The organism is Cellulomonas denverensis (assembly GCF_012396125.1).
Lineage (GTDB): Bacteria > Actinomycetota > Actinomycetes > Actinomycetales > Cellulomonadaceae > Cellulomonas > Cellulomonas denverensis.
The window spans coordinates 18,485-40,448 of record NZ_JAAXOX010000017.1; the positions used below are offsets into that span (position 1 = coordinate 18,485).

The following is a 21,964-nucleotide window of genomic DNA, read 5'->3' on the forward strand; positions in this document are numbered from 1 at the left end:
TTGACGATCTGAGCCGTGTCAAGACCTCTTGACAGGACCGAGGTCCCGGTCAGTTCTCTCGATCTGGAGATAAATGGGCCCGGCGGTGGTTACCATCGACGGCGGCAGAGCAGCCGATCCCCACCAGGGATACATGGGAAGGACCGCAACACGTGGACCTGTTCGAATACCAGGCACGCGATCTCTTCGAGCGGCACGGGGTCCCCGTCCTGGGCGGGATCGTCGCCCGGACCCCCGCCGAGGCGCGGAGCGCAGCCGAGACCCTGCTGTACACCCCGGACGCCACCGGCGTCGTGGTGGTGAAGGCGCAGGTCAAGACCGGCGGACGCGGCAAGGCCGGTGGCGTCAAGATCGCCCGGTCCGCCGACGAGGCCGCCGCACGTGCCGAGGAGATCCTCGGCATGGACATCAAGGGCCACACCGTCGGTCAGGTGATGATCGCCGCCGGTGCCCGGATCGCCCAGGAGTTCTACTTCTCCCTGCTGCTCGACCGTGCCGAGCGGCGCTACCTGGCGATGGCCAGCGTCGAGGGCGGCATGGAGATCGAGCAGCTCGCGGTGGAGCGCCCGGAGGCGCTGGCCAAGGTGCCGGTCGACCCGCGCACCGGCATCGACGCCGCCACCGCGGCCGAGATCGTCGCCGCCGCCGGCTTCGCCCCCGAGGTGGCCGACCAGGTCGCCGAGGTGCTGCAGCGGCTGTGGGATGTCTACCGCGAGGAGGACGCCACCCTGGTCGAGGTCAACCCGCTGGTGCTGACCGAGGAGGGCCGGGTGGTCGCCCTCGACGGCAAGGTCTCCCTGGACGCCAACGCGGACTTCCGGCACCCGGACCACGCCGAGCTGGCCGACCCGTCGGCGGACGACCCGCTGGAGTCCCGCGCCAAGGAGAAGGACCTCAACTACGTCAAGCTGGACGGCGAGGTCGGCGTGATCGGCAACGGCGCCGGCCTGGTGATGAGCACCCTGGACGTGGTCGCCTACGCCGGTGAGCACCACGGTGGCGTCAAGCCGGCCAACTTCCTGGACATCGGCGGCGGCGCCTCGGCCGAGGTGATGGCCGCCGGGCTGGACATCATCCTGTCCGACCCGCAGGTGAAGTCGGTGTTCGTCAACGTCTTCGGCGGGATCACCGCCTGCGACGCGGTGGCCAACGGCATCGTGGCGGCGCTCGGCATCCTGGGCGACCAGGCCACCAAGCCGCTGGTCGTGCGCCTGGACGGCAACAACGTCGTCGCCGGCCGCCGGATCCTGCGCGACGCGAACCACCCGTTGGTCACCTTGGCCGAGACGATGGACGGCGGGGCGGCCGAGGCTGCCCGGCTCGCCCACTCCGCCTGACCGACCCGAAGAAGAGAGACAAGCACTCATGGCGATCTTCCTGACCGCGGACTCCCGGGTCATCGTCCAGGGCATGACCGGCTCCGAAGGCAGCAAGCACACCACCCGGATGCTGGCGTCCGGCACCACCATCGTCGGCGGGGTCAACCCCCGTAAGGCCGGCAGCAGCGTCGAGTTCCCGCGCGGGGACGGCTCCGGGATGACCGTGGCGATCCCGGTGTTCGGCTCGGTGGCCCAGGCGGTCGAGTCCACCCGCGCCGACGTGTCGGTGATCTTCGTGCCGCCGGCGTTCACCAAGGCCGCGGTGATCGAGGCCGTCGACGCCGGCGTCCCGCTGATCGTGATCATCACCGAGGGCGTGCCGGTGGCCGACACCGCCGAGTTCTTCGCCTACGCCCAGGACAAGGGCGTGCGGCTGGTCGGCCCGAACTGCCCCGGCCTGATCAGCCCCGGGCAGTCGAACGTCGGCATCATCCCGGCCGACATCACCGGCCCCGGCCGGATCGGCCTGGTGTCCAAGTCCGGCACCCTGACCTACCAGATGATGTACGAGCTGCGGGACCTGGGCTTCTCCACCGCGGTCGGCATCGGCGGCGACCCGATCATCGGCACCACGCACATCGACGCGCTAGCCGCCTTCCAGGACGACCCGGACACCGACCTGATCGTGCTGATCGGGGAGATCGGTGGCGACGCCGAGGAGCGCGCCGCCGCGTTCATCCAGGCGAACGTCACCAAGCCGGTGGTCGCCTACGTCGCCGGCTTCACCGCGCCGGAGGGCAAGACGATGGGCCACGCCGGGGCGATCGTCTCCGGTTCCGCGGGCACCGCCGCCGCCAAGAAGCAGGCGCTGGAGGCCGCGGGGGTCCAGGTCGGCACCACCCCGACCGAGACCGCCGAGCTGGCGCGCAAGCTGCTGGTCTGACCCGCACCGTCCCGGGCCGGGTGCGCCCGGCGTGCTCAGCCTCACGGCGGCACGCCGCGCCCGCCTGGCCCGGTTCGGCGCCCGGCTCGGGGACGATGGACCGATGAGCCCCGGTACCCGGCCCCCGCAGCGGGGCAGCACGACCCGGGTGCTCGACGACCGCACGCCGACCCGGTTCTTCGCCTCCGACCTGGACGGTGCGCCGCGCTGGGTCGGCGGGATGCTGGCCGGCCTGCAGGCCGCTCTGCTGTCCTTGCTGCTGGTGGTCGTGCCGGCGGTCGCCGCCTTCGTCGCCACCTCCTCCGCCCCGGCCACCGACGGCGTGCCGTGGACCGACGCGCTCCGGATCGGCGCCGGGGTCTGGCTGCTCGCGCACGGCGTCCCGTTCCCCACCGCCCCGTCGGTCACCCTGGCGCCGCTGGGGCTGACCGCGCTCGCGGTGTTCGGCGCCTGGGCCTCCGCCCGCCGCTCCGGCTACGCCACCTGGCGGTCGTTCGCCGCCGGGGTGGCCGCCTACACCGGGGTGCTGGTGCTGGTCGGGCTATTCGCCGGGGTGCCGCTGCTGCACCTGGGCATCGGCCTGATCGGCGCGGTCACGGTCTCCGGCCTCGGCCTGGGCGCCGGACTGCTCCGCCGGACCGAGGCGCCCCGGCTGTCCGCCCTGCTCGCCCCGGTGCGCCGGCGGCTGCCCGAACCGGTGGCCCAGGGGATCGGCGCCGGTGTGGTGGCCCTGTTCACCCTGATCGCGGTGGCCGCACTGCTCACGGTCGGCTGGATCCTGGCCGGGCGGACCACGGTCGCCGAGGTGGTCTCCGGCCTGGGACTGGACGCGGTCGGCGGCGCGGTGCTGGCGGTCGGGGAACTGGCCTACCTGCCGACCCTGGTGATCTGGGCGATGTCCTGGCTGTCCGGCCCCGGCTTCGCGGTCGGCACCGGCACCTCCTTCACCGTCGGCGGCGCCACCACCGGCGCCCTGCCCGCGATCCCGATCCTCGGCGCCCTGCCCGCGCACGACATCGCCGGTGGGGTGCTGCGGTACACCCCGGTGCTCACCGTGCTGTGCGGGCTGGTCGCGGTGTTCTGGCTGCGCCGCCGCCTGGCCTCCACCCGCGCCTGGGACCCGGTGATCGCCGGTTCGGTCGCCGCCCTGGTCGCCGGGCTCGGCGCCGGACTGCTCGCCGCCCTGGCCTCCGGCGGGATCGGCCCCGGCCGGATGACCGAGTTCGGGCCGCAGCCGCTGCTGGTCGGGCTCGCGGTCGCCGCCGGCACCGCGCTGGCGATGCTGCTGGTGCTGCTGCCCGCCGACCGGCACCTGCGGGCGGCGGTGGTCCGCGGCGGGCGGGGGCTGGTGTCGCGGGTGCGGGGTGTGCGGGCGACGACCGGGTCGGCGGACGCGACCGACGACTAGGGCGCCCTCAGGTCAGGACCCCTGGCCCGACCCGCCGAACCAGCCCTCCATCAGTTCGGTGGACCGCTGCTCGTACTCCACCTGGCACGCCGCCCGCGCCGACTCGGTCACCGCCGACCCCAGGCAGTCCTGCAGCGCCGACTGCGCCGGCCACAACGCCAGCGGCGCCAGGGTCATCAGGCCGAGCATCCCGGCCATCGCCAGGCCGACCACCACCAGCGGGGTGATCCCGCCGCCGACCCGGCCCTTCGCCGCGGTCCGCAGCGCCCGGATGCCGGTCACCACCGCCCCGGCCACGAACGCCAGCGCGCCCGCACCCCAGGGCAGCGGCAGCAGGCTGACTACCACCGCCGCGACCATCCACACCCCGAAGTGCCGGACCAGGCGACCAGTGGCCAGCACCGCCTCCGGGTCGGGGGGTTCCGGGGCGGGCGGGGGCGTGAGCGGGCGCTGCGGCACCGGCGGCATCGGGCGCCGGGGCTGCGGAGGCTGCGGCGGACCGCCCTCGGGCCGCTGCTCCGGGGCGGGCCGGTCGGCGGAGGGCGGGGCGTACGGGTTGCTCACCCGCCCATCCTCGCACCGCGCGCCCGCTACAGTCCGACCCCATGGAGCCCACCCAGCCCCCCGCCCCCGCCCACCACGCCCGCCGGACCGGCCGCCTGGTCGTGCTGATCTCCGGCACCGGGAGCAACCTGGCCGCCCTGCTCGCCGCGCAGCAGGACCCGGCGTACCCGGCCCGGGTGGCCGGGGTGGTCAGCGACCGGGCGGACGCCGGTGGGCTGGAGCACGCGCGGCGGGCCGGGGTGCCGACCGCCGTGGTCGCGCCCGCCGACTTCGCGGACCGGGCGGCCTGGGACCGCGGGATGGCCGAGGCGATCGCGGTGTTCACCCCGGATCTGGTGGTGTCCGCGGGCTTCATGCGGATCCTGGGCGCGCCGGTGCTGGAGCGCTGGCCGGACCGGGTGGTGAACACCCATCCGGCGCTGCTGCCGTCCTTCCCGGGGGCGCACGCGGTGCGCGACGCACTGGCCTACGGGGCGAAGGTGACCGGGTCGACGCTGCACGTGGTGGACGCCGGGACGGACACCGGGCCGGTGATCGCCCAGGTCGCGGTGCCGGTCGAGCCGGGGGAGGACGAGGCGGCGCTGCACGAGCGGATCAAGGTCGCCGAGCGGGCGATGCTGGTGGAGTGGGTCGGCCGGATCGCCGCCGGGGGCCTGAGCGTCGACGGACGGGTGGTCACGGTCGGCTAGGCTCGTGCCCGGTCGCGACTGGCGAAGGGTGGAACCAACCACCGGGGAGCGACCGGAGTCACCTCCACCGCGGCGTCGATCGCCTGGGCTCGCGGGGAACCGCTGCTGATGCACGCCGTCCCGCCAGGAGGAGACCATGTCCCACGCCGCCCTGCCCTCGTTGCCCGCCGTCGCCGACCGGGAGGCCGCCGGCACCCGCCGCCCGATCCGCCGCGCGCTGCTGTCGGTCTACGACAAGACCGGGCTGACCGAGCTGGCCACCGCCCTGCACCAGGCGGGGGTGGAGCTGGTGTCCACCGGGTCGACCGCCGCGACCATCGCGGCCGCCGGGGTGCCGGTGACCCGGGTGGAGGAACTGACCGGGTTCCCGGAGTGCCTGGACGGCCGGGTCAAGACCCTGCACCCGCGGGTGCACGCCGGGATCCTGGCCGACACCCGCCGCCCGGAGCACCTGGCGCAGCTGGACGAGCTCGGGGTGGCGCCGTTCGAGCTGGTGGTGGTCAACCTCTACCCGTTCACCGCGACCGTGGCCTCGGGTGCGACGCCGGACGAGTGCGTGGAGCAGATCGACATCGGCGGGCCGTCGATGGTGCGGGCCGCCGCCAAGAACCACCCGAGCGTGGCGGTGGTGGTCGACCCGGCCGGCTACGAGCAGGTGGTCGCCGCGGTCCGTGCCGGCGGCTTCACCCTCGGCGAGCGGGGCCGGCTCGCCGCGCAGGCATTCGCGCACACCGCCGCCTACGACGTGGCGGTCGCGTCCTGGATGGGCTCGGTGGGCGCGCCGACCGACGAGGGCAGTGGCTTCCCGGCCTTCGCGGGGGCGACCTGGCAGCGGGCCGACGTGCTGCGCTACGGGGAGAACCCGCACCAGCGCGCGGCGGTCTACACCACCGCCGGGGCGAGCGGCCTGGCCACCGCCACCCAGCTGCACGGCAAGGCGATGAGCTACAACAACTACGTGGACGCCGACGCCGCCTGGCGGGCCGCGCACGACCACGACGGCCCCGCGGTGGCGATCATCAAGCACGCGAACCCGTGCGGGATCGCGGTCGGCACCGACATCGCCGACGCACACGCCAAGGCGCACGCCTGCGACCCGGTCTCGGCCTACGGCGGGGTGATCGCGGCGAACCAGGTGGTCACGGTGGCGCTGGCCGAGCAGATCGCGCCGGTGTTCACCGAGGTCGTCGTCGCGCCGGGCTACGACCCGCAGGCGCTGGAGATCCTGAGCCGGAAGAAGAACCTCCGGCTGCTGGTGGTGGACGGGGTGCCGGGTGCCGGGACCGAGCTGCGCCCGATCAGCGGTGGGGCGCTGGTGCAGGAGTCCGACCGGATCGACGCCCCCGGCGACGACCCGCAGACCTGGACCCTGGCGGCGGGCGAGGCGGCCGACCCGGCGACGCTGGCCGACCTGGCCTTCGCCTGGCGCGCGGTGCGGGCGGTGAAGTCGAACGCAATCCTGCTCGCCGCCGACGGCGCGTCGGTCGGGGTCGGGATGGGCCAGGTGAACCGGGTGGACTCCTGCCGGCTGGCGGTGGAGCGGGCGAACGGCGGTGACACCGAGCGGGCCCGGGGTGCCGTGGCCGCCTCGGACGCCTTCTTCCCGTTCGCCGACGGGTTGCAGGTGCTGCTGGACGCCGGGGTGCGGGCGGTGGTGCAGCCGGGTGGCTCGGTCCGGGACGAGGAGGTCATCGCCGCGGCGACGGCCGCCGGGGTCACGCTGTACCTGACCGGGACCCGGCACTTCGCGCACTGACCCGGGCGCCTTCACAGCCGGGACCCAGGTTCACCCCAGTCGGTCGTCAGGGTGCCGGGCCAGGCTCGACTCGATCCGACGCCAGAGTCGGCCGTGATCCCAGGAGCACAGTGTGAGCATCCCCAGTCGGTCCGAGCTGAAGAAGCTGCCCAAGAAGGAGCGACGGATCGTCGCCCGGGAGCTGGCCCGGATCGCCCGGGAGCGGGAGGAGGCCCGGCGGCGGCGCAACAAGCGGCTGGGCTGGACCGGGGCCGGGCTGACCGTGGTCGCGGCCGGGGTGGTCGCGGTGCTGGCGGTGCAGGCCTCCGCCCGCGCCGCCCACCTCGGACCGCAGAACATGCTCAGCGACGGGCTGGTGTTCTCCGGTGACGGCAGCGCGATCACCGCGGCGACCACCGCGGCCCTGCAACCGGGCGCCGAGCCGGTGGCCACGGCTGTCGATCGCAGCAGCGGGGTGGTCGACCTGACGCTCACCCTGGACTACCGCTCGCCGGAGGCGCAGAGCTTCTGGGCAGCCAACGGCGAGGCGATCGAGAGCTGGGTGACCCAGGGCTACGCCACGCTGGAGGTGCACCCGGTGGCGGTGCTGGACGGGACCTCGGTCGCGGCCCCCACGCCCACCGCCACGGCCACCGCGTCCGACCCGGCCACCCTGGACACCACCGGCGACTACTCGGTGCGGGCCGCGAACGCCCTGGCCTGCGTCGCCGACATCGTGCCGGACACCGGCCTCAGCGTGCACACCGCACTGCTGGACGCCCAGCCGGAGCTGGCGGCCGAGGGACTCACCGACGACGAGCTGGTGAGCCTGGTCCAGGGCACCGGCATCACCGACACCACGGTCGCCGACTGCATCACCGGGCACACCTTCCAGCCCTGGGTGCAGGACGCCACCGAGCGGTCCGGGGTGTCCGGGTCGGCACCGGTGGTGCTGGTCGCGGGGGAGGAGTACACCGGCGCGCTGGACGACAACGACGCACTGATCGAGTTCATCACCGAGGTCAGTGAACGGCTGGCCGAGGAGGCAGCGGCCGAGGAGGCCGAGGCGGAGGCGACCGCCGAACCGACCGCCGAGCCCACGACCGACCCCACCGACGAGGCGACCGCCGGCGAGTAACCCCTCCACCCCCGGTCGGAGCGGCAGCACCCGGCTCCGACCGGCGGGGGACACCTACCCGATCCGCCGGGCCGACGCGGTGCCCCCACCCGGCTCCGTACCGTGACGGGCATGGACAGATGGACCTGGCCGGCCTGGGTCGGTGTGGTCGGTGGACTGCTGCTGTTCGCGGCGCTGTTCCTGCCGGCGGTGGTGTGGCAGAGCCGGCGGTACGGGCGGCTGAGCGTGCTGCGGTTGATCGGGACCGCGGCGCTCGCGGTGTACGGCACGGCGCTGGTCGCCTACACCCTGCTGCCGCTGCCCTCCGGCGATCTGACCCTCTGGTGCGCCGAGCACGGGGTCGGCGGCGCGCAACTGCACCCGTTCCAGTTCGTCGCGGACATCCGGCGCGACACCGCCGGGATGAGCCTGGCCGCCACGCTGCGCAGCGCCGCGGTGCTGCAGGTGGTGTTCAACGTCCTGCTGTTCCTGCCCTGGGGCATCTTCGCCCGCGGGTTCGCCGGCTGGGGCGTGCTGCGGTCCACCCTGACCGGGGCGCTGGCGTCGCTGGCGATCGAGGTCACCCAGTACACCGGGGTGTTCGGGCTGATCGGCTGCTCGTACCGGATCGGCGACGTGGACGACCTGATGACCAACACCCTGGGTGCGCTGCTCGGTGCGCTGGCCGCCCCGCTGGTGCTGCGCTGGATGCCGCGGCCGGCCGACCTGGCCCGCGACCGCGGTGCACCGCGACCGGTGAGCACGCTGCGCCGGTGGCTCGGGATGCTGGTGGACGTGGTGTCGGTGCTGGTGCTGGGCGCCGCCCTCGGGATCGGCTGGGGCCTGGCCGCGCACCTGATCGACGGCCGGGAGATCGCGGCCCCGGCGCTGGTGAGCACCTGGTTCCCGGCGGCGGTGCTGCTCTGGCTGCCGCCCCTGGTCGGCTCCGGTGCCTCGCTCGGCCAGCGGGCGATGTGGCTGGAACCGCGTTGGCGGTCGGCCTCCGGCGCGCTGGTGCACGGCAGCCTGCCCCGGCGCGCGCTGCGCGGGTTCTTCGGCGCCGCGGGGTGGGGGCTGCTCAGCGCACTGGACGGGACCGGCCTGGTGCTGGTGATCTTCGTGCTCGTGACCGTGCTGGCGGTGCCGTTCAGCCGCGGCCACCGCGGGTTGTCCTACGCCCTGACCGGCGCCGAGCTGGTCGACGCCCGCAACCCGGTCGGTGAGCCGGCCCGGACCTGAGCGATCCGGGCGGTCAGGCGCGCACCGCGGACTTCAGCGGCAGCTCCGGGTCGCTCGCCCGGACCGGGTCCAGCTCCGGCAACCGGTCGGCCGCGAACAACCGGCGGGCGCCCGCCACATCCCGGGGCCGGTCGACGGTGAACACGGCGGTCAGCCGGTCGGAGCCGGCGGCGAACCACAGGGCGGTCCAGCCGTCGCCGCCCGCCGGGTCGCCGCGCAGCACCAGGTCGTCCGACCGGCCGGGTTCGCCGTACAGCGCCAGCTCGCGGCCGAACTGGGTGGAGAACACGTAGGGCGCCGGGTCCTCGGCCACCGGCTCGCCGAGCAGGGAGGCGACCGCCACCGCCGGCCCGCGCAGCGCGGCGTCCCAGTGCCCGCCGCCGACCCAGCCGTGCCGGGCCGAGCGCCGCCGGGCCACGTCGCCCACCAGCCGGACCCGGTCCGCCCCGGGCACGCCGACCGGCGCCAGGTGCTCGTCCACCCGCACCGACCCGTCCAGGTCACGCGGCAGCGTGCCGTCCAGCCAGTCGGTGGCCGGTCGCGCGCCGACCGCGGCCAGCACCAGGTCGCCGTCCACCCGGCTGCCGTCCTCCAGGGACACCCCGGCGGCGTCCACCGTGGCCACCCGGACCCCGGTCCGCAGCTGCACCCCGGCGGCCTCCCACCACGGCCGGGTCAGTTCGCCGACCGCGCCGAGCACCGGCAGCGGCCCGGCCAGCGCCTCCAGCACGGTCACCTCGGTGCCGGCCGCCGCGGCCACCCCGGCGACCTCCGCGCCGATCCAGCCCGCGCCGATGATCACCAGCCGCCGGGCGGTGGCCAGTGCACCGCGCAGTGCCTCGGCATCCGTGGCGGTGTGCAGCACCCGGGCGGCCGGCCAGGGGTTCATCGGTACCGAGCCGGTGGCGATCACCACCGCATCGGCGGTCAGGTCGTCCGCCCCGGCGAGGCGCACCCGCACGCCGTCCGGGTCCAGGTGCAGCCCGGTGGCGGCGGTCGCGAGCCGGACCTCGTCCGCCGCGGCGAGTGCGTCGGCATCCAGTTCGTCCGCGAGCCAGGCCGGGGCGGGCCGGTCGAGCAGGTGCTTGGACAGCGGCGGGCGGTCGTAGGGCGGTACCGGCTCGGCGCCCAGCAGGCCGATCCAGCCGCGGTAACCCTGGCGGCGCAGCTCCAGCACGGTGCGCGCGCCGGCCAGTCCGGCGCCGACGACCAGGATGCGGGCGGGAGGGCGGGCTGCGGGGTGGTCGGCTGCGCTCACCCCGGTCACGGTAGTCTCGACGACGGCTCGAACCGAAGGGAGCAGCCCCGTGACCCCGACCACCCCCGGTCAGTCCGCGGCCGATCCGCTGCTGGAGGACCCGGACGCGCGCTTCGGCCCCGACGGCCAGCCGCTCGATCCGCGGGAGATCGCCCGCGCGTCGCTGGAGGCGGGCCGGAACGCCTCGCTGTGGACGGTGGCCGGCGCCGTGCTGGCCTGCGTGGCCGCCGCGCTGGTCTGGGGACCGGCGCTGGGCGCCACCCTGTTCGCCGCGCTGCTGGCGGTGTGCGCCGTGGTGCGGGCGGTGGTCCGCGGGCCCGGGCCGGCGGTGCTGGTGGTGCGCAAGCGCGCGGTGGACGTCCTGGTGCTGAGCGTCCTGGCGCTGGGCATCGGCGCGCTGGCCCAGATCCTGCCCTGACCGCGCGGCGCCCCGGACGCGACAGGGGGCGGCCCCGCCGCAGCGGAACCGCCCCCGTCGGGCGTGGGTGAGTGGGCTCAGCGGCCCTCGACCACCACGACCTCCTCCTCGATCAGCACGTCGTCGGCGAGCTCCTCGTCCAGCTCGTCCTCCTCCGCGCCGCCGCCGAAGCCGCGGTAGAGCAGCGCGGCCAGCAGGCCACCGACCAGCGGGCCGACGATGAACACCCAGATCTGACCCCAGGCCCAGCTCTCGGAGAAGATCGCCGCGGCGATGCTCCGCGCCGGGTTCAGGCCCGCGTTGGTGATCGGGGTGGCGATCAGCACGGCCACCGCCAGTGCGGCGCCGTACCCGGCGGCGGCCTGACCGCGACCGAGGCGGGCCCGGCCGGTCAGGCTCAGCACGACCCCGACCAGCACCGCGGTGACGACCACCTCGACCAGCAGGGCGGCCAGCAGGCTGAAGCCCTCGCCGGTGCTGGTGGCGGCGGCCAGCGGGGAGTGCGTGTCGTAGCCGTTCGCCACTCCGGCGAAGAACTGGCGCTGGATGGTCTCCAGCTCGGGCAGCTGGGTCATCGTGACGTACAGCACCGCCGTGGCCAGCGCGCCACCGATGAGCTGGGCGACCCAGTAGGGCGCCAGGTGGGCGGCACGGGTCCGCCCGGCCAGCACCGAGCCCAGCGTGATCGCCGGGTTGAAGTGCCCGCCGGAGACGGCGCCGACCATCAGGTGCGCGGCGCCCGCGCCCAGACCGAAGGCCAGTGCGGAACCCAGGGTGCCGACCCCGCTGGCCGACGCGTACAGGGCGGTGCCCAGGCCGGCGAGCAGCAGCACGAAGGTGCCCAGGGCCTCGGCACCGATCCGGGCGCCCAGCGAGGGTCCGTCCGCGCGGGCCGCGGTGATCACCGGGTAGTCCTCGACCTCGGTGGCCGGGGCGGTGCTCAGGCCGTAGCCCGCGGCCGCGCCGTAGCCCGCCTGGGCCGCGGCGCCGGGGGCGACCGGGGCGACCGGCACCTCCTCGGCGGGGACGGCCGTGGCCTCGTCCGCGGCGGTGCTGGGGGTGGTCTCCGGCTGGTCCTCGGGAGCCTTCGGCTCCTCGGGGGTCCCGGGCTTCTCCTGCGACATGGTGATCCCGTCGTTCGTGAGCGTGGTGGGCCGCGGTGGGAGGCCGCGGCGCTGGGTCGCGCACCTGGCGCGGACCCGACCACTCAGCATGCCAGCACCGCCTGTGCGCTGCCTGGCAACCGGCCGGCGCCCCCGAAGTATCTCGACGTCAAGTAATCTGGCGCCCATGGCCAAGATCAAGGTGCAGGGACCGGTCGTCGAGCTCGACGGCGACGAGATGACGCGGATCATCTGGCAGTTCATCAAGGACCGCCTGATCCACCCGTATCTGGACATCGACCTGCGGTACTACGACCTGTCGATCCAGAACCGCGACGCCACCGACGACCAGGTGACGATCGACGCGGCGAACGCGATCAAGGAGCACGGTGTCGGCGTCAAGTGCGCCACCATCACCCCGGACGAGGCCCGGGTCGAGGAGTTCGGCCTCAAGAAGATGTGGGTCTCCCCGAACGGCACGATCCGCAACATCCTCGGCGGCGTGGTGTTCCGCGAGCCGATCATCATCAGCAACATCCCGCGGCTGGTGCCGGGCTGGAACAAGCCGATCATCATCGGCCGGCACGCCCACGGCGACCAGTACAAGGCGACCAACTTCAAGGTGCCCGGCGCCGGCACCCTGACCCTGACCTACACCCCGGCGGACGGCTCCGAGCCGATCCGGCAGGAGGTCGTGACCTACCCGGAGTCCGGCGGCGTCGCGATGGGCATGTACAACTTCAACGAGTCGATCCGCGACTTCGCCCGGGCGTCCTTCGCCTACGGCCTGCAGCGGAACTACCCGGTGTACCTGTCCACCAAGAACACGATCCTCAAGGCCTACGACGGCCAGTTCAAGGACATCTTCCAGGAGGTGTTCGACACCGAGTTCGCCGACGCCTTCGCCGAGCGGGGCCTGACCTACGAGCACCGGCTGATCGACGACATGGTCGCCTCCGCGATGAAGTGGGAGGGCGGCTACGTCTGGGCCTGCAAGAACTACGACGGTGACGTGCAGTCCGACACCGTGGCGCAGGGCTTCGGCTCGCTGGGCCTGATGACGTCGGTGCTGATGACCCCGGACGGCAAGACCGTGGAGGCGGAGGCCGCGCACGGCACCGTCACCCGGCACTACCGCCAGCACCAGCAGGGCAAGCCGACCTCGACCAACCCGATCGCGTCGATCTTCGCCTGGACCGGTGGGCTCAAGCACCGCGGCAAGCTGGACGGCACCCCCGAGGTGGTCACCTTCGCGGAGACCCTGGAGGACGTGGTGGTCAAGACCGTCGAGTCCGGCAAGATGACCAAGGACCTCGCGCTGCTGGTCGGGCCGGAGCAGGCCTGGCTGACCACCGAGGACTTCCTCGCCGCGCTGGACCAGAACCTGGCGGCGCGCCTGGGCTGACCGCCCGACCGCCTGTCGCGGCCCCGTCCCGGATCGCCCCGGGGCGGGGCCGTCGTCGTCAGGAGGTGGCTGCAGCCAGTCGCGCGGCGATGACCCGGACCTCGCGGATCGAGCCGTCCGCGACCGCGAGCACCAGTTCGACGGCGTCGTCCACGGGCATCGACAGCCGCCGGCCGTTGAGGGCGTAGAACAGGCGGGTGGACACCCAGCCGAGCCGCTTGTTGCCGTCCAGCAGCGGGTGGTGGGAGACCACGCCGACCAGCAACACGGCGGCCTTCTCGTCCAGCGAGGGATACAGCGGGACACCCTCCCAGCTGGTCGCTGGTTGGGCCGCCGCAGCGACCAGGCCGCCCGGATCGCGCAGGACCGGCTCGGTGCCGAGGAAGGCGCGCGCGGCGGCGAGCAGATCCTCCGGACCCAGATGGACGGTATTCACGCCAGCCGATCGAGGATCGCCGCGTCCTCGGCGACGATCTCGGCCAACAGGGCGTCTCGGACGCTGGAGCGCTTCGCCGCGTAGTCCTGGACCGCGCGGCTGATGAGTTCGTTCTGGGAGATGTCCTCGGCGGCGGCGAGGGTGGCGACGGTGCGTTCGACCTCGTCCGACAGGCGGAGCGTGCGGGCCATGCGTACCTCCTCGGTCACGTGATACCACGATGGTACCTGGGTAGCGGTGGCCCCCGCAGCCCGCCCGGTGTGCGGTGTGCACGCGGGATCGACGCCCTCTTGTGTGGCGCGAGACGGGATTGGGTTGCCGGACAGTACCCACTTCGCACCGCTCTCGCTGGCCGAACTGGCTGGGGGCGACCGGCTCGCGCGGCTGGTGGAGGCGCGGGTGATCGGTGACCGGTCATGCCGTCACGACTCGAATTCAAGACCTAGGTGGTGCCGCCCGGCGATCCCGCGGCGCTATCCTCCTGGGGTGGGCACTGATCGGGTGACCCCGGGATCGCAGTCTTCGCTCCGTGAAGCCAATCGCGCCCGGATCGTCAGCGCCGTCCAGCAGCGTGGCTCCCTCACGCAGGTCGAGCTGGCCGGTGTCACCGGGCTGTCACCCGCCACGGTGTCGAACATCGTCAAGGAGCTCACCTCCGCCGGTGTGCTGAACACCTCCTCCTCGATCCGCAGTGGCCGTCGCGCCCAGCAGGTGACGCTGGCCCGGAACCTCGGCCTGGTCGCGGGGGTGCACTTCGGCTCCCGGTCGCTGCGGGTGGCGATCGCCGACGCCGGGCAGCAGATCCTGGCCGAGCAGCGGATGCCGCTGCCGCCCGAGCACCGCGCGGACGCCGGGCTGGAACGCGCCGCGCTGCTGATCGCCGAGCTGGTGGAGAGCCTGGACGCCGCGCTGCCGGAGCTGATGGCGATCGGGGTGGGGGTGCCCGCACCGGTCGACCCGGCCACCGGGCGGATCGTGTCGGCCGGGGTGCTGCGCGGCTGGGACGGGGTCTCGGTCAGCGAGGTGCTGGAGCGGCGGCTGGGCGCACCGGTGTACGTGGACAACGACGCGAACCTGGGCGCGCTGGCCGAACTGCGCCAGGGTGCCGCGGTCGGCCGTCAGCACGTGGTCTACCTCAAGGTGTCGCACGGGGTCGGCGCCGGGCTGGTCGTCGGCGGGCGGCTGGTGCACGGCCGGGCCGGTGCCGCCGGGGAGTTCGGGCACATCACCGTGGACGAGAACGGGCCGATCTGCCGCTGCGGCAACCGGGGCTGCCTGGACGCGATGATCGGTGCCCCGGCCCTGCTGCGGATGCTGGAGTCCAGCCACGGGCACCTGACCCTGGCGGACGTGATCGCCCGCGCCCAGGACGGCGACCCGGGCTGCCGCCGGGTGATCTCCGACGCCGGCCGGCTACTGGCGGTGGCGGCGGCGGACACCTGCAACCTGTTGGACCCGGAGGTGGTGGTGGTCGGCGGGCGACTGGCCGAGGCCGGGCCGATCCTGCTGGACACCTTCCGGTCCGTGCTGGCCCAGCGGGTGCTGCCCAGCACGGTCGGGCCGGTGGAGGTGGTCGCCACCGAGCTCGGCACCGAGGCCGAGGTGCGCGGGGCGCTGGCCCTGGCGATGGATCATGCGGGCGTGGCCGGATCACTGGTGGTGGCAGGATGACCACCCACGCGCACACGCAGCACGGACGCAGCGGAGGAGGACCGGTGCCCTCACGGACGAGCACGCCCGCCCTGTCGGTACGCGGGGTGTCCTATCAGTACGGGTCGGTGCGCGCCCTGGTCGACGTGGACCTGGATGTGCACCCGCACGAGGTGGTCGCCGTGGTCGGCGACATCGGCGCGGGCAAGTCGACCCTGGCCCGGGTGATGTCCGGGGCGCTGACCCCGCAGGTCGGCTGGATCGAACTGGACGGGCAGCGGGTCACGCTGACCAACACCCGGGAGGCCCGGGAACTGGGCGTGGCCGCGGTGTTCCAGGACCCGGCGCTGGCCGAGAACCTGGACGTGGTGCAGAACCTGTTCCTCGGGCAGGAGATCCGGCGGGCCGGGTTCCTGGACGAGCGGCTGATGGAGAAGCGTGCCTGGGAGGTGCTGAACCAGCTGGCCGCCCGGGTGCCGTCGGTGCACGCCCCGCTCAGTTCGCTGTCCGGCGGGCAGCGGCAGGCGGTAGCGGTGGCCCGGGCGCTGGTCGGCCAGCCCCGGGTGGTGGTGCTGGACGAGCCGCTGGCCTCGCTGGGCATCTCGCAGACCGCCGAGGTACTGAACCTGGTCGAACGGCTGCGGGAGGCCGGGCTGGGCGTGGTGATGATCAGCCACTCGATGGTGGACGTGCAGGCGGTGGCGGACCGGATCGTGGTGCTGCGCCTCGGCCGGGTGAACGGCGACTTCGACGCCGAGCACGCCTCCTACGAGGACCTGATCGCGGCGATCACCGGGATCACCCCGGACGGGCGCTCGATCCGGCCGGGGTCGACGGTCCTCTAGGCCCGGGGCTCGGCGGGCCGGGTCAGCGGAAGACGATCGTGCGGTGCCCGTCCAGCAGCACCCGGTGTTCGGCGTGCCAACGCACCGCCCGGGCCAGTGCCCGGCGCTCGACGTCCTGGCCCAGCGCCACCAGGTCCTGCACCGAGCGGCTGTGGTCCACCCGCTCGACGTCCTGCTCGATGATCGGGCCCTCGTCCAGGTCGCCGGTCACGTAGTGCGCGGTGGCGCCGATCAGTTTCACGCCGCGCTCGTGCGCCTGGGCGTAGGGCCGGGCGCCCTTGAACGACGGCAGGAACGAGTGGTGGATGTTGATCACCCGGCCGGACAGTGCGCGGCACAGGTCGTCGGACAGGATCTGCATGTAGCGGGCCAGCACCACCAGCTCGACGTCCAGCTCCGCGACCAGCTCCAGCAGCCGGGCCTCGGCGGCCGCCTTGGTGTCCCGGGTGACCGGCACGTGGTGGAAGTCGATGCCGTAGAACGCGGCCAGGTCGGCCAGCGAGGTGTGGTTCGACACCAGGCCGACGATGTCGATCGGCAGACCCTCCGAGCGCTGGCGGAACGCGAGGTCGTTCACGCAGTGCGCCGCCGTCGACCCCAGGATCAGGGTACGCATCGGCCGGCCGGCCACGTCCAGCGACCAGGTCATCCGGAACCGGTCGGCCAGCGCGGTCAGCCCGGTCTCCAGCTCGGCCCGCGGCGCGGTGGCCGCGACCTCCACCCGCATGAAGAACAGCCCGGACAGCGGGTCGCCGAACTGCTGGGACTCGGTGATGTTCCCGCCGTGCTCCGCGAGCAGTCCGGCGACCGCGGCGACGATGCCGGGCTGGTCGGGGCAGGACAGCGAGAGCACCCAGGAGGTGCCGGAGGTGGCGGGGGTGGCTGCGGGCGAGGTCGACACGTCCGCGAGGGTACCCGTGGGCATCCCGCCCGGCGGGAGTTGTCCACAGACGGGACCTCCGGGTGGTCGAGCCCGCCACCGGGCTGAGACGATGGGGGCATGAGCCAGACCGAGGTGACCATCCGACCCGTCGACGACGCCGAGGCGGGTGAGCTGCTCACGCTCCGCCGCGCCGCCTTCGTCACCGAGGCCCAGCAGTACAACGACCCGAACATCCCGCCGCTGACCCAGACCCTCAGCGAGCTGCGTGCCGATCTGGCCAAGGACGGCGTGGTCACCCTGGGCGCCTGGGCCGGGCACCGGATGGTCGGTTCGATCCGGGTGGTGTTCGAGGGGAAGAAGGCCACCCTGGGCCGGTTCGCGGTCGCCCCGGACCAGCAGGGCCACGGGATCGGCACGAAGCTGCTGCTCGCGATCCTGCCGCACATGCCCGCGGACGTGGAGGAGGTCTGGGTGTTCACCGGGCGGGACTCGGTGCACAACCTGGCTCTGTACGAGAAGCACGGCTACACCCACGAGCACGACCAGACCGTCGGCGACCTGACCTACGCCTACCTGCGCCGGATCATGGGCGACGACGAGCGGGTGGACGGCGACCCGGTCGCGTCCTGACCGCTCAGTCCACGGGGCGCACCGGCTGCCGCAGCACGGTGCGCCGTGCCTCGGGCGCGACCCGGCGGTGGTCACCCAGATAGATCTCGTGGTGCCGCCCGTTCCAGGTCAGTCCACGGTCCGGCATCACCTCCTCGTGCAGCCGGGCCAGGGTCGGCGCCTCGTCGTCGTAGGACCCCACGTGCATGATCTGCAGGCACCGGCCCTCGTCCAGCGACAGCGGTCGCACCCGGTCCAGCGGCAGCTCCGGCTTCTTGCGTGCCGCGGTCGCCAGCCCGGACTCGATGTCCGGCTCGGCGACCAGGTCCGGCAGCGGGATCAGCATCGTCCAGTCCCAGTCGCCCTTGGTCCCGGTGGCGAACGCCGTGGGGTCCTCGGCCGACCACAGCCCGGACAGTGGCCCGACCACGAAGTCGGATCCGGTGCGCGCCTTCACCGCCGCCCGCACGCCGTAGCCGCCGGTGTGCAGTGCGGACACCGCCGCCGCGTACTCGGCCGAGCTGTTCGGGTCACCGTGGCCGTCCACCGCCAGATAGGTGGTCGGCGGCACCACCACCTCGGTGAAGTCGGCCGTTCCGGGCCGGTACAGGTCCCGGCGCTCGCGCTGGAGATCGATCCGCATCATCCGTCCTTCCGCATGCCCCGATCCCACAGGCTGACACGGTGGCAGGGTCAACCGGGCGGCGGGGAGCGGCGGAGCGCGCGGACTTGCTAGGGTCACGCTGTCGCAACTGGCGCACTGGTGGTCACCACCGGGGAGCGGCACCAGCATCACTGACGTCGGGTCGCCCGCCTGGGCCCGCCGGTCGATGACCACACCACCGGTGTGCGGTCGTGTCGACCGCGCACGTGACTCGAGGAGAGGCATGAGCGTCGAGAACACCCCCTTGCTGGACCAGGGCCTGGACCAGGTCGACCCGGAGATCGCCGCCGTCCTGGACGGTGAGCTGACCCGCCAGCAGAGCACGCTGGAGATGATCGCCAGCGAGAACTTCGTCCCCCGCGCCGTGTTGCAGGCCCAGGGTTCGGTGCTGACCAACAAGTACGCCGAGGGCTACCCGGGTCGCCGGTACTACGGCGGTTGCGAGCAGGTCGACATCGCCGAGAACCTGGCGATCGCCCGGGCCAAGGAGCTGTTCGGCGCCGAGCACGCCAACGTCCAGCCGCACTCCGGTGCCACCGCCAACGCCGCCGTGCTGCACGCGCTGGCCAACGCGGGCGACCGGATCCTGGGCCTGGAGCTCGCGCACGGCGGGCACCTGACCCACGGGATGAAGATCAACTTCTCCGGCAAGCTCTACGACGTCGGCGCCTACGGCGTGAACCCGGACACCTTCCTGATCGAGCCGGAGGCGATCCGCGAGGCCGCGCTCAAGCACCGCCCGCAGGTGATCATCGGCGGCTGGTCGGCCTACCCGCGGCACCTGGACTTCGCCGCGATGCGCGAGATCGCCGACGAGGTGGGCGCCAAGCTCTGGGTGGACATGGCGCACTTCGCCGGCCTGGTCGCCGCGGGCCTGCACCCGTCGCCGGTGCCCTACGCGGACGTGGTCTCCTCCACCGTGCACAAGACGATCGGCGGCCCGCGCTCCGGCTTCATCCTCAGCCGCGAGGAGTACGCCAAGAAGATCGACTCCGCGGTGTTCCCGGGCCAGCAGGGTGGCCCGCTGATGCACGTCATCGCCGCGAAGGCCGTGTCGTTCAAGATCGCGGCCGGCGAGGACTTCAAGGCCCGCCAGCAGCGCACCATCGACGGCGCGCGGATCATCGCCGACCGGCTGGTCGCCCCCGAGGTCGCCGCCGCGGGCGTGTCCGTGCTGACCGGCGGCACCGACGTGCACCTGGTGCTGGTCGACCTGCGGAACTCGCAGCTGGACGGCCAGCAGGCCGAGGACCTGCTGCACGACGTCGGCATCACGGTGAACCGCAACGCGGTGCCCTTCGACCCGCGGCCGCCGCGCGTGACCTCCGGTCTGCGGATCGGCACCCCGGCGCTGGCCACCCGCGGCTTCGGCGACGCCGAGTTCAGCGAGGTCGCCGACATCATCGCCACCGCGCTCACCGACGGTGCGTCGGCCGACGTCGAGGCGCTGCGGGCCCGGGTGACCAAGCTCGCGGACGCCTTCCCGCTCTACCCCGGCCTGAAGCAGTACTGAGATGACCGCGAGGATCCTGGACGGCAAGGCCACCGCCGCGACGATCAAGGCCGAACTGGCCGAGCGGGTCACCGCCCTGGCCGCGAAGGGCGTCCGGCCCGGGCTGGGCACCCTGCTGGTGGGGGAGGACCCGGGCTCGGTGTCCTATGTCGCCGGCAAGCACCGGGACTGCGCCGAGGTGGGCATCGCGTCGATCCGGGAGGACCTGCCGGCCGACGCCACCCAGGAGCAGATCGAGGCCGCGGTCGCCCGGCTGAACGCGGACCCGGCCTGCACCGGGTTCATCGTCCAGCTCCCGCTGCCGCGCGGGATCGACACCAACCGGGTGCTGGAGCTGGTCGACCCGGCCAAGGACGCCGACGGCCTGCACCCGACCAACCTGGGCCGCCTGGTGCTGCGGGTGAACGAGGAGATCGACTCCCCGCTGCCCTGCACCCCGCGCGGGATCATCGAGTTGCTGACCCGGCACGGCATCGAGCTGGCCGGGGCGGACGTGGTGGTGATCGGGCGGGGCACCACGGTGGGCCGGTCGATCGGGCTGCTGCTGACCCGGCGCGCGGTGAACGCCACCGTCACCCTGACCCACACCGGCACCGAGGACCTGGCCGAGCACACCCGGAACGCGGACGTGATCGTCGCCGCCGCCGGGGTGCCGGGGATCGTCACGCCGGACCTGGTCAAGCCCGGCGCCGTGGTGATCGACGTGGGCGTGTCCCGGGTGACCGACCCGGAGACCGGCAAGAGCCGGATCGCCGGGGATGTGCACCCCGACGTGGCCGAGATCGCCGCCTGGCGCTCGCCGAACCCCGGCGGGGTGGGCCCGATGACCCGGGCGATGCTGCTGGCCAACGTGGTGGAGTCCGCCGAGCGCTCCGCCTGACACCACGACGTCCGGGGCCGTTCTCCGGTCCCGGACGTCGTGGTGCGTCAGCGGGTGGTGTGGCGGCGCTGATCGAGCGGGCACAGGCCCGCGGCTGATCCGGCCCAGCCCAGCACGCCCGCGATCCGGTCGGCGATCTCGCGCAGCACCGGTCGCGGGGTGGCCAGCGTGATCCGGGCGAAGCCGGCGCCGATCTCCCCGCAGTCGGCGCCCTCGGTCAGCCGCAGCCCGGCCTCGCGCGCCAGTCGATGTGCCGGCCGATCGGCCAGGGCGGTGTGCCGGAAGTCCAACCAGCCCAGGTACGTGCCCTCCGGTGGGGTGAACCGGACCCCGGGCAGCCGGTCGGCGACCAGCTCGGCGAACAGCCGCCGGTTGCCGTCCAGGTAGTCCACCGCCTCGGCCAGCCAGTCCCGGCCATCGGTGTACGCGGCGGCCGACGCGATCAGGCCCAGGGTGCCGGTGCTCTTCTCGTACTCCTCGCCGATCCGGGCCCACAGTTCGGCGTCGGCGTCGTTGCTCAGCACCAGCTGGGCGGCCTTCAGCCCGGGGATGTTCCACGCCTTGCTGGTCGAGGTCGCGGTCAGGGTGTGGCCGGCCGCGACCGGGCCGAGGGCGGCGTAGGGCAGGTGCGCGCGACCGGGCAGCACCAGCGGGGCGTGGATCTCGTCCGCGAACACCCGGCCATCGTGGGCGTGCACCACGCGCTCGATGCCGGACAGCTCCTCGGCGTCCAGCACCCGGCCGGTCGGGTTGTGCGGGTTGCAGAGCAGCAGCAGCTCGGCGCCGTCGTCGAACGCCCGGGCGATCGCGTCCAGATCGTGCTCCAGCCGGCCGTCGTGCTCGACCAGCGGCACCTGGATCGCCCGGCGGCCGAGCGAGGCCGGCAGGGTGAGGAAGGGCATGTAGGCCGGGGTGGGCAGGATCACCGCGGCGCCGGGCGAGGTGAACTGCTCGATCGCGGCCCGGAACGCGGTGAACACGTCCGGCAGCGGCCGCACCCGTTCCGCCTCGACCCGCCAGCCGTACTGCGCCTCGGCGTAGCCGGCGAAGGCCGCCGAGGTGGCGGCGATGTCACCGGGGGCGGGGTAGCCCAGCCGGCCGCCGTCCACCGCGGCGTGCAGGGCGGTGGTGACCGCCGGGGCGGTGCCGAAGTCGGCTTCCGCCACGAACGCCCCGATCATGCCGGGGAAGGCGGTCCACTTCAGGCTGCCGCCGTCGCGGAGCTGATCGGGCGTGCGCAGGTCGGCATCGGTGGTGAAGGTCACCCGGGCATCACACCACCACCG

22 protein-coding genes and 2 riboswitches are annotated in these 21,964 nt (G+C 73.8%); of the genes, 14 read left to right on the plus strand and 8 right to left on the minus strand.

Annotated elements, in window-relative coordinates; genetic code table 11:
* The first annotated feature begins 152 nt into the window (after nt 1-152).
* From sucC to HGA03_RS17860, 3 genes are all read left to right on the plus strand, one after another.
* Nucleotides 153-1,337, plus strand: a complete 1,185-nt coding sequence (sucC, locus tag HGA03_RS17850) for an ADP-forming succinate--CoA ligase subunit beta (protein WP_168631648.1) — start codon at nt 153-155, stop codon at nt 1,335-1,337.
* A 28-nt stretch (nt 1,338-1,365) separates the two neighbouring features.
* A complete protein-coding gene (gene sucD, locus HGA03_RS17855; protein ID WP_168631649.1) occupies nt 1,366-2,262 on the plus strand; it encodes a succinate--CoA ligase subunit alpha in 897 nt (298 codons plus the stop codon).
* A gap of 103 nt (nt 2,263-2,365) precedes the next feature.
* Nucleotides 2,366-3,670 (plus strand): cell division protein PerM, encoded by a 1,305-nt coding sequence (locus HGA03_RS17860; RefSeq protein ID WP_168631650.1) that lies wholly within the window; start codon nt 2,366-2,368, stop codon nt 3,668-3,670.
* A 12-nt stretch (nt 3,671-3,682) separates the two neighbouring features.
* On the opposite strand, the gene HGA03_RS17865 is transcribed toward HGA03_RS17860, so the two are convergent.
* Nucleotides 3,683-4,234, minus strand: a complete 552-nt coding sequence (locus HGA03_RS17865) for a hypothetical protein (RefSeq protein WP_168631651.1) — start codon at nt 4,232-4,234, stop codon at nt 3,683-3,685.
* A 41-nt stretch (nt 4,235-4,275) separates the two neighbouring features.
* Between HGA03_RS17865 and purN the strand changes: the two genes are divergently transcribed.
* The 4 genes from purN to HGA03_RS17885 all read left to right on the plus strand — a co-directional run bounded on the left by purN (nt 4,276) and on the right by HGA03_RS17885 (nt 9,014).
* Nucleotides 4,276-4,923, plus strand: a complete 648-nt coding sequence (purN, locus tag HGA03_RS17870; protein ID WP_168631652.1) for a phosphoribosylglycinamide formyltransferase — start codon at nt 4,276-4,278, stop codon at nt 4,921-4,923.
* Between the two features lie 4 nt (nt 4,924-4,927).
* Nucleotides 4,928-5,019: riboswitch (ZMP/ZTP riboswitch) on the plus strand.
* A 40-nt stretch (nt 5,020-5,059) separates the two neighbouring features.
* Entirely contained in the window at nt 5,060-6,679 is a 1,620-nt protein-coding gene (purH, locus tag HGA03_RS17875; protein ID WP_168631653.1) for a bifunctional phosphoribosylaminoimidazolecarboxamide formyltransferase/IMP cyclohydrolase, read from the plus strand.
* A gap of 112 nt (nt 6,680-6,791) precedes the next feature.
* Nucleotides 6,792-7,796 carry a DsbA family protein gene (locus tag HGA03_RS17880; RefSeq protein WP_168631654.1) on the plus strand — a complete coding sequence of 335 codons (1,005 nt, stop codon included), beginning with the start codon at nt 6,792-6,794 and terminating at the stop codon, nt 7,794-7,796.
* 111 nt (nt 7,797-7,907) lie between these two features.
* Complete coding sequence (locus HGA03_RS17885; protein WP_168631655.1) at nt 7,908-9,014, plus strand: VanZ family protein; 1,107 nt, start codon at nt 7,908-7,910, stop codon at nt 9,012-9,014.
* 13 nt (nt 9,015-9,027) lie between these two features.
* On the opposite strand, the gene HGA03_RS17890 is transcribed toward HGA03_RS17885, so the two are convergent.
* Complete coding sequence (locus HGA03_RS17890) at nt 9,028-10,272, minus strand: NAD(P)/FAD-dependent oxidoreductase (protein WP_239073656.1); 1,245 nt, start codon at nt 10,270-10,272, stop codon at nt 9,028-9,030.
* A 49-nt stretch (nt 10,273-10,321) separates the two neighbouring features.
* Here HGA03_RS17890 and HGA03_RS17895 point away from each other — a divergent pair, with 49 nt between their 5' ends.
* On the plus strand, nt 10,322-10,690 hold the full coding sequence (locus HGA03_RS17895; protein WP_168631656.1) for a DUF3017 domain-containing protein: 369 nt from the start codon (nt 10,322-10,324) through the stop codon (nt 10,688-10,690).
* A gap of 77 nt (nt 10,691-10,767) precedes the next feature.
* Here the strand turns inward: HGA03_RS17895 and HGA03_RS17900 are convergent, their stop codons facing one another.
* The gene (locus HGA03_RS17900) at nt 10,768-11,814 is read right to left on the minus strand and encodes an aquaporin (RefSeq protein WP_168631657.1); all 1,047 of its coding nucleotides are present in this window, start codon (nt 11,812-11,814) and stop codon (nt 10,768-10,770) included.
* A 166-nt stretch (nt 11,815-11,980) separates the two neighbouring features.
* Between HGA03_RS17900 and HGA03_RS17905 the strand changes: the two genes are divergently transcribed.
* The gene (locus HGA03_RS17905) at nt 11,981-13,198 is read left to right on the plus strand and encodes an NADP-dependent isocitrate dehydrogenase (RefSeq protein ID WP_168631658.1); all 1,218 of its coding nucleotides are present in this window, start codon (nt 11,981-11,983) and stop codon (nt 13,196-13,198) included.
* Between the two features lie 58 nt (nt 13,199-13,256).
* Here HGA03_RS17905 and HGA03_RS17910 read toward each other — a convergent pair whose 3' ends face one another.
* Together HGA03_RS17910 and HGA03_RS17915 are read right to left on the minus strand one after the other, a co-directional pair.
* Nucleotides 13,257-13,634, minus strand: coding sequence for a type II toxin-antitoxin system death-on-curing family toxin (locus HGA03_RS17910; RefSeq protein ID WP_203767568.1), 378 nt, complete (start codon nt 13,632-13,634; stop codon nt 13,257-13,259).
* Nucleotides 13,631-13,825, minus strand: a complete 195-nt coding sequence (locus tag HGA03_RS17915; RefSeq protein WP_168631659.1) for a hypothetical protein — start codon at nt 13,823-13,825, stop codon at nt 13,631-13,633. Before HGA03_RS17915 ends, HGA03_RS17910 begins: the two co-directional genes overlap by 4 nt.
* Nucleotides 13,826-14,120: 295 nt before the next feature.
* Between HGA03_RS17915 and HGA03_RS17920 the strand changes: the two genes are divergently transcribed.
* Both HGA03_RS17920 and HGA03_RS17925 read left to right on the plus strand, forming a co-directional pair.
* Complete coding sequence (locus HGA03_RS17920) at nt 14,121-15,305, plus strand: ROK family transcriptional regulator (RefSeq protein ID WP_168631660.1); 1,185 nt, start codon at nt 14,121-14,123, stop codon at nt 15,303-15,305.
* Between the two features lie 44 nt (nt 15,306-15,349).
* On the plus strand, nt 15,350-16,129 hold the full coding sequence (locus HGA03_RS17925; protein ID WP_239073657.1) for an ATP-binding cassette domain-containing protein: 780 nt from the start codon (nt 15,350-15,352) through the stop codon (nt 16,127-16,129).
* 22 nt (nt 16,130-16,151) lie between these two features.
* Here the strand turns inward: HGA03_RS17925 and purU are convergent, their stop codons facing one another.
* Nucleotides 16,152-17,054 carry a formyltetrahydrofolate deformylase gene (gene purU, locus HGA03_RS17930; RefSeq protein WP_168631662.1) on the minus strand — a complete coding sequence of 301 codons (903 nt, stop codon included), beginning with the start codon at nt 17,052-17,054 and terminating at the stop codon, nt 16,152-16,154.
* Between the two features lie 75 nt (nt 17,055-17,129).
* On the opposite strand from purU, the gene HGA03_RS17935 reads away from it, so the two are divergent.
* Nucleotides 17,130-17,642 carry a GNAT family N-acetyltransferase gene (locus HGA03_RS17935; protein ID WP_168631663.1) on the plus strand — a complete coding sequence of 171 codons (513 nt, stop codon included), beginning with the start codon at nt 17,130-17,132 and terminating at the stop codon, nt 17,640-17,642.
* A 4-nt stretch (nt 17,643-17,646) separates the two neighbouring features.
* Here HGA03_RS17935 and HGA03_RS17940 read toward each other — a convergent pair whose 3' ends face one another.
* Complete coding sequence (locus HGA03_RS17940) at nt 17,647-18,264, minus strand: GyrI-like domain-containing protein (protein WP_168631664.1); 618 nt, start codon at nt 18,262-18,264, stop codon at nt 17,647-17,649.
* 95 nt (nt 18,265-18,359) lie between these two features.
* A riboswitch (ZMP/ZTP riboswitch) is annotated at nt 18,360-18,448 on the plus strand.
* A 60-nt stretch (nt 18,449-18,508) separates the two neighbouring features.
* On the opposite strand from HGA03_RS17940, the gene glyA reads away from it, so the two are divergent.
* Both glyA and HGA03_RS17950 read left to right on the plus strand, forming a co-directional pair.
* A complete protein-coding gene (gene glyA / locus HGA03_RS17945) occupies nt 18,509-19,798 on the plus strand; it encodes a serine hydroxymethyltransferase (RefSeq protein WP_168631665.1) in 1,290 nt (429 codons plus the stop codon).
* A 1-nt stretch (nt 19,799) separates the two neighbouring features.
* Nucleotides 19,800-20,678 carry a bifunctional methylenetetrahydrofolate dehydrogenase/methenyltetrahydrofolate cyclohydrolase gene (locus tag HGA03_RS17950; protein ID WP_168631666.1) on the plus strand — a complete coding sequence of 293 codons (879 nt, stop codon included), beginning with the start codon at nt 19,800-19,802 and terminating at the stop codon, nt 20,676-20,678.
* Nucleotides 20,679-20,725: 47 nt separating this feature from the next.
* On the opposite strand, the gene HGA03_RS17955 is transcribed toward HGA03_RS17950, so the two are convergent.
* Nucleotides 20,726-21,943 (minus strand): MalY/PatB family protein, encoded by a 1,218-nt coding sequence (locus tag HGA03_RS17955; RefSeq protein ID WP_239073659.1) that lies wholly within the window; start codon nt 21,941-21,943, stop codon nt 20,726-20,728.
* Nucleotides 21,944-21,964 lie beyond the last annotated feature (21 nt).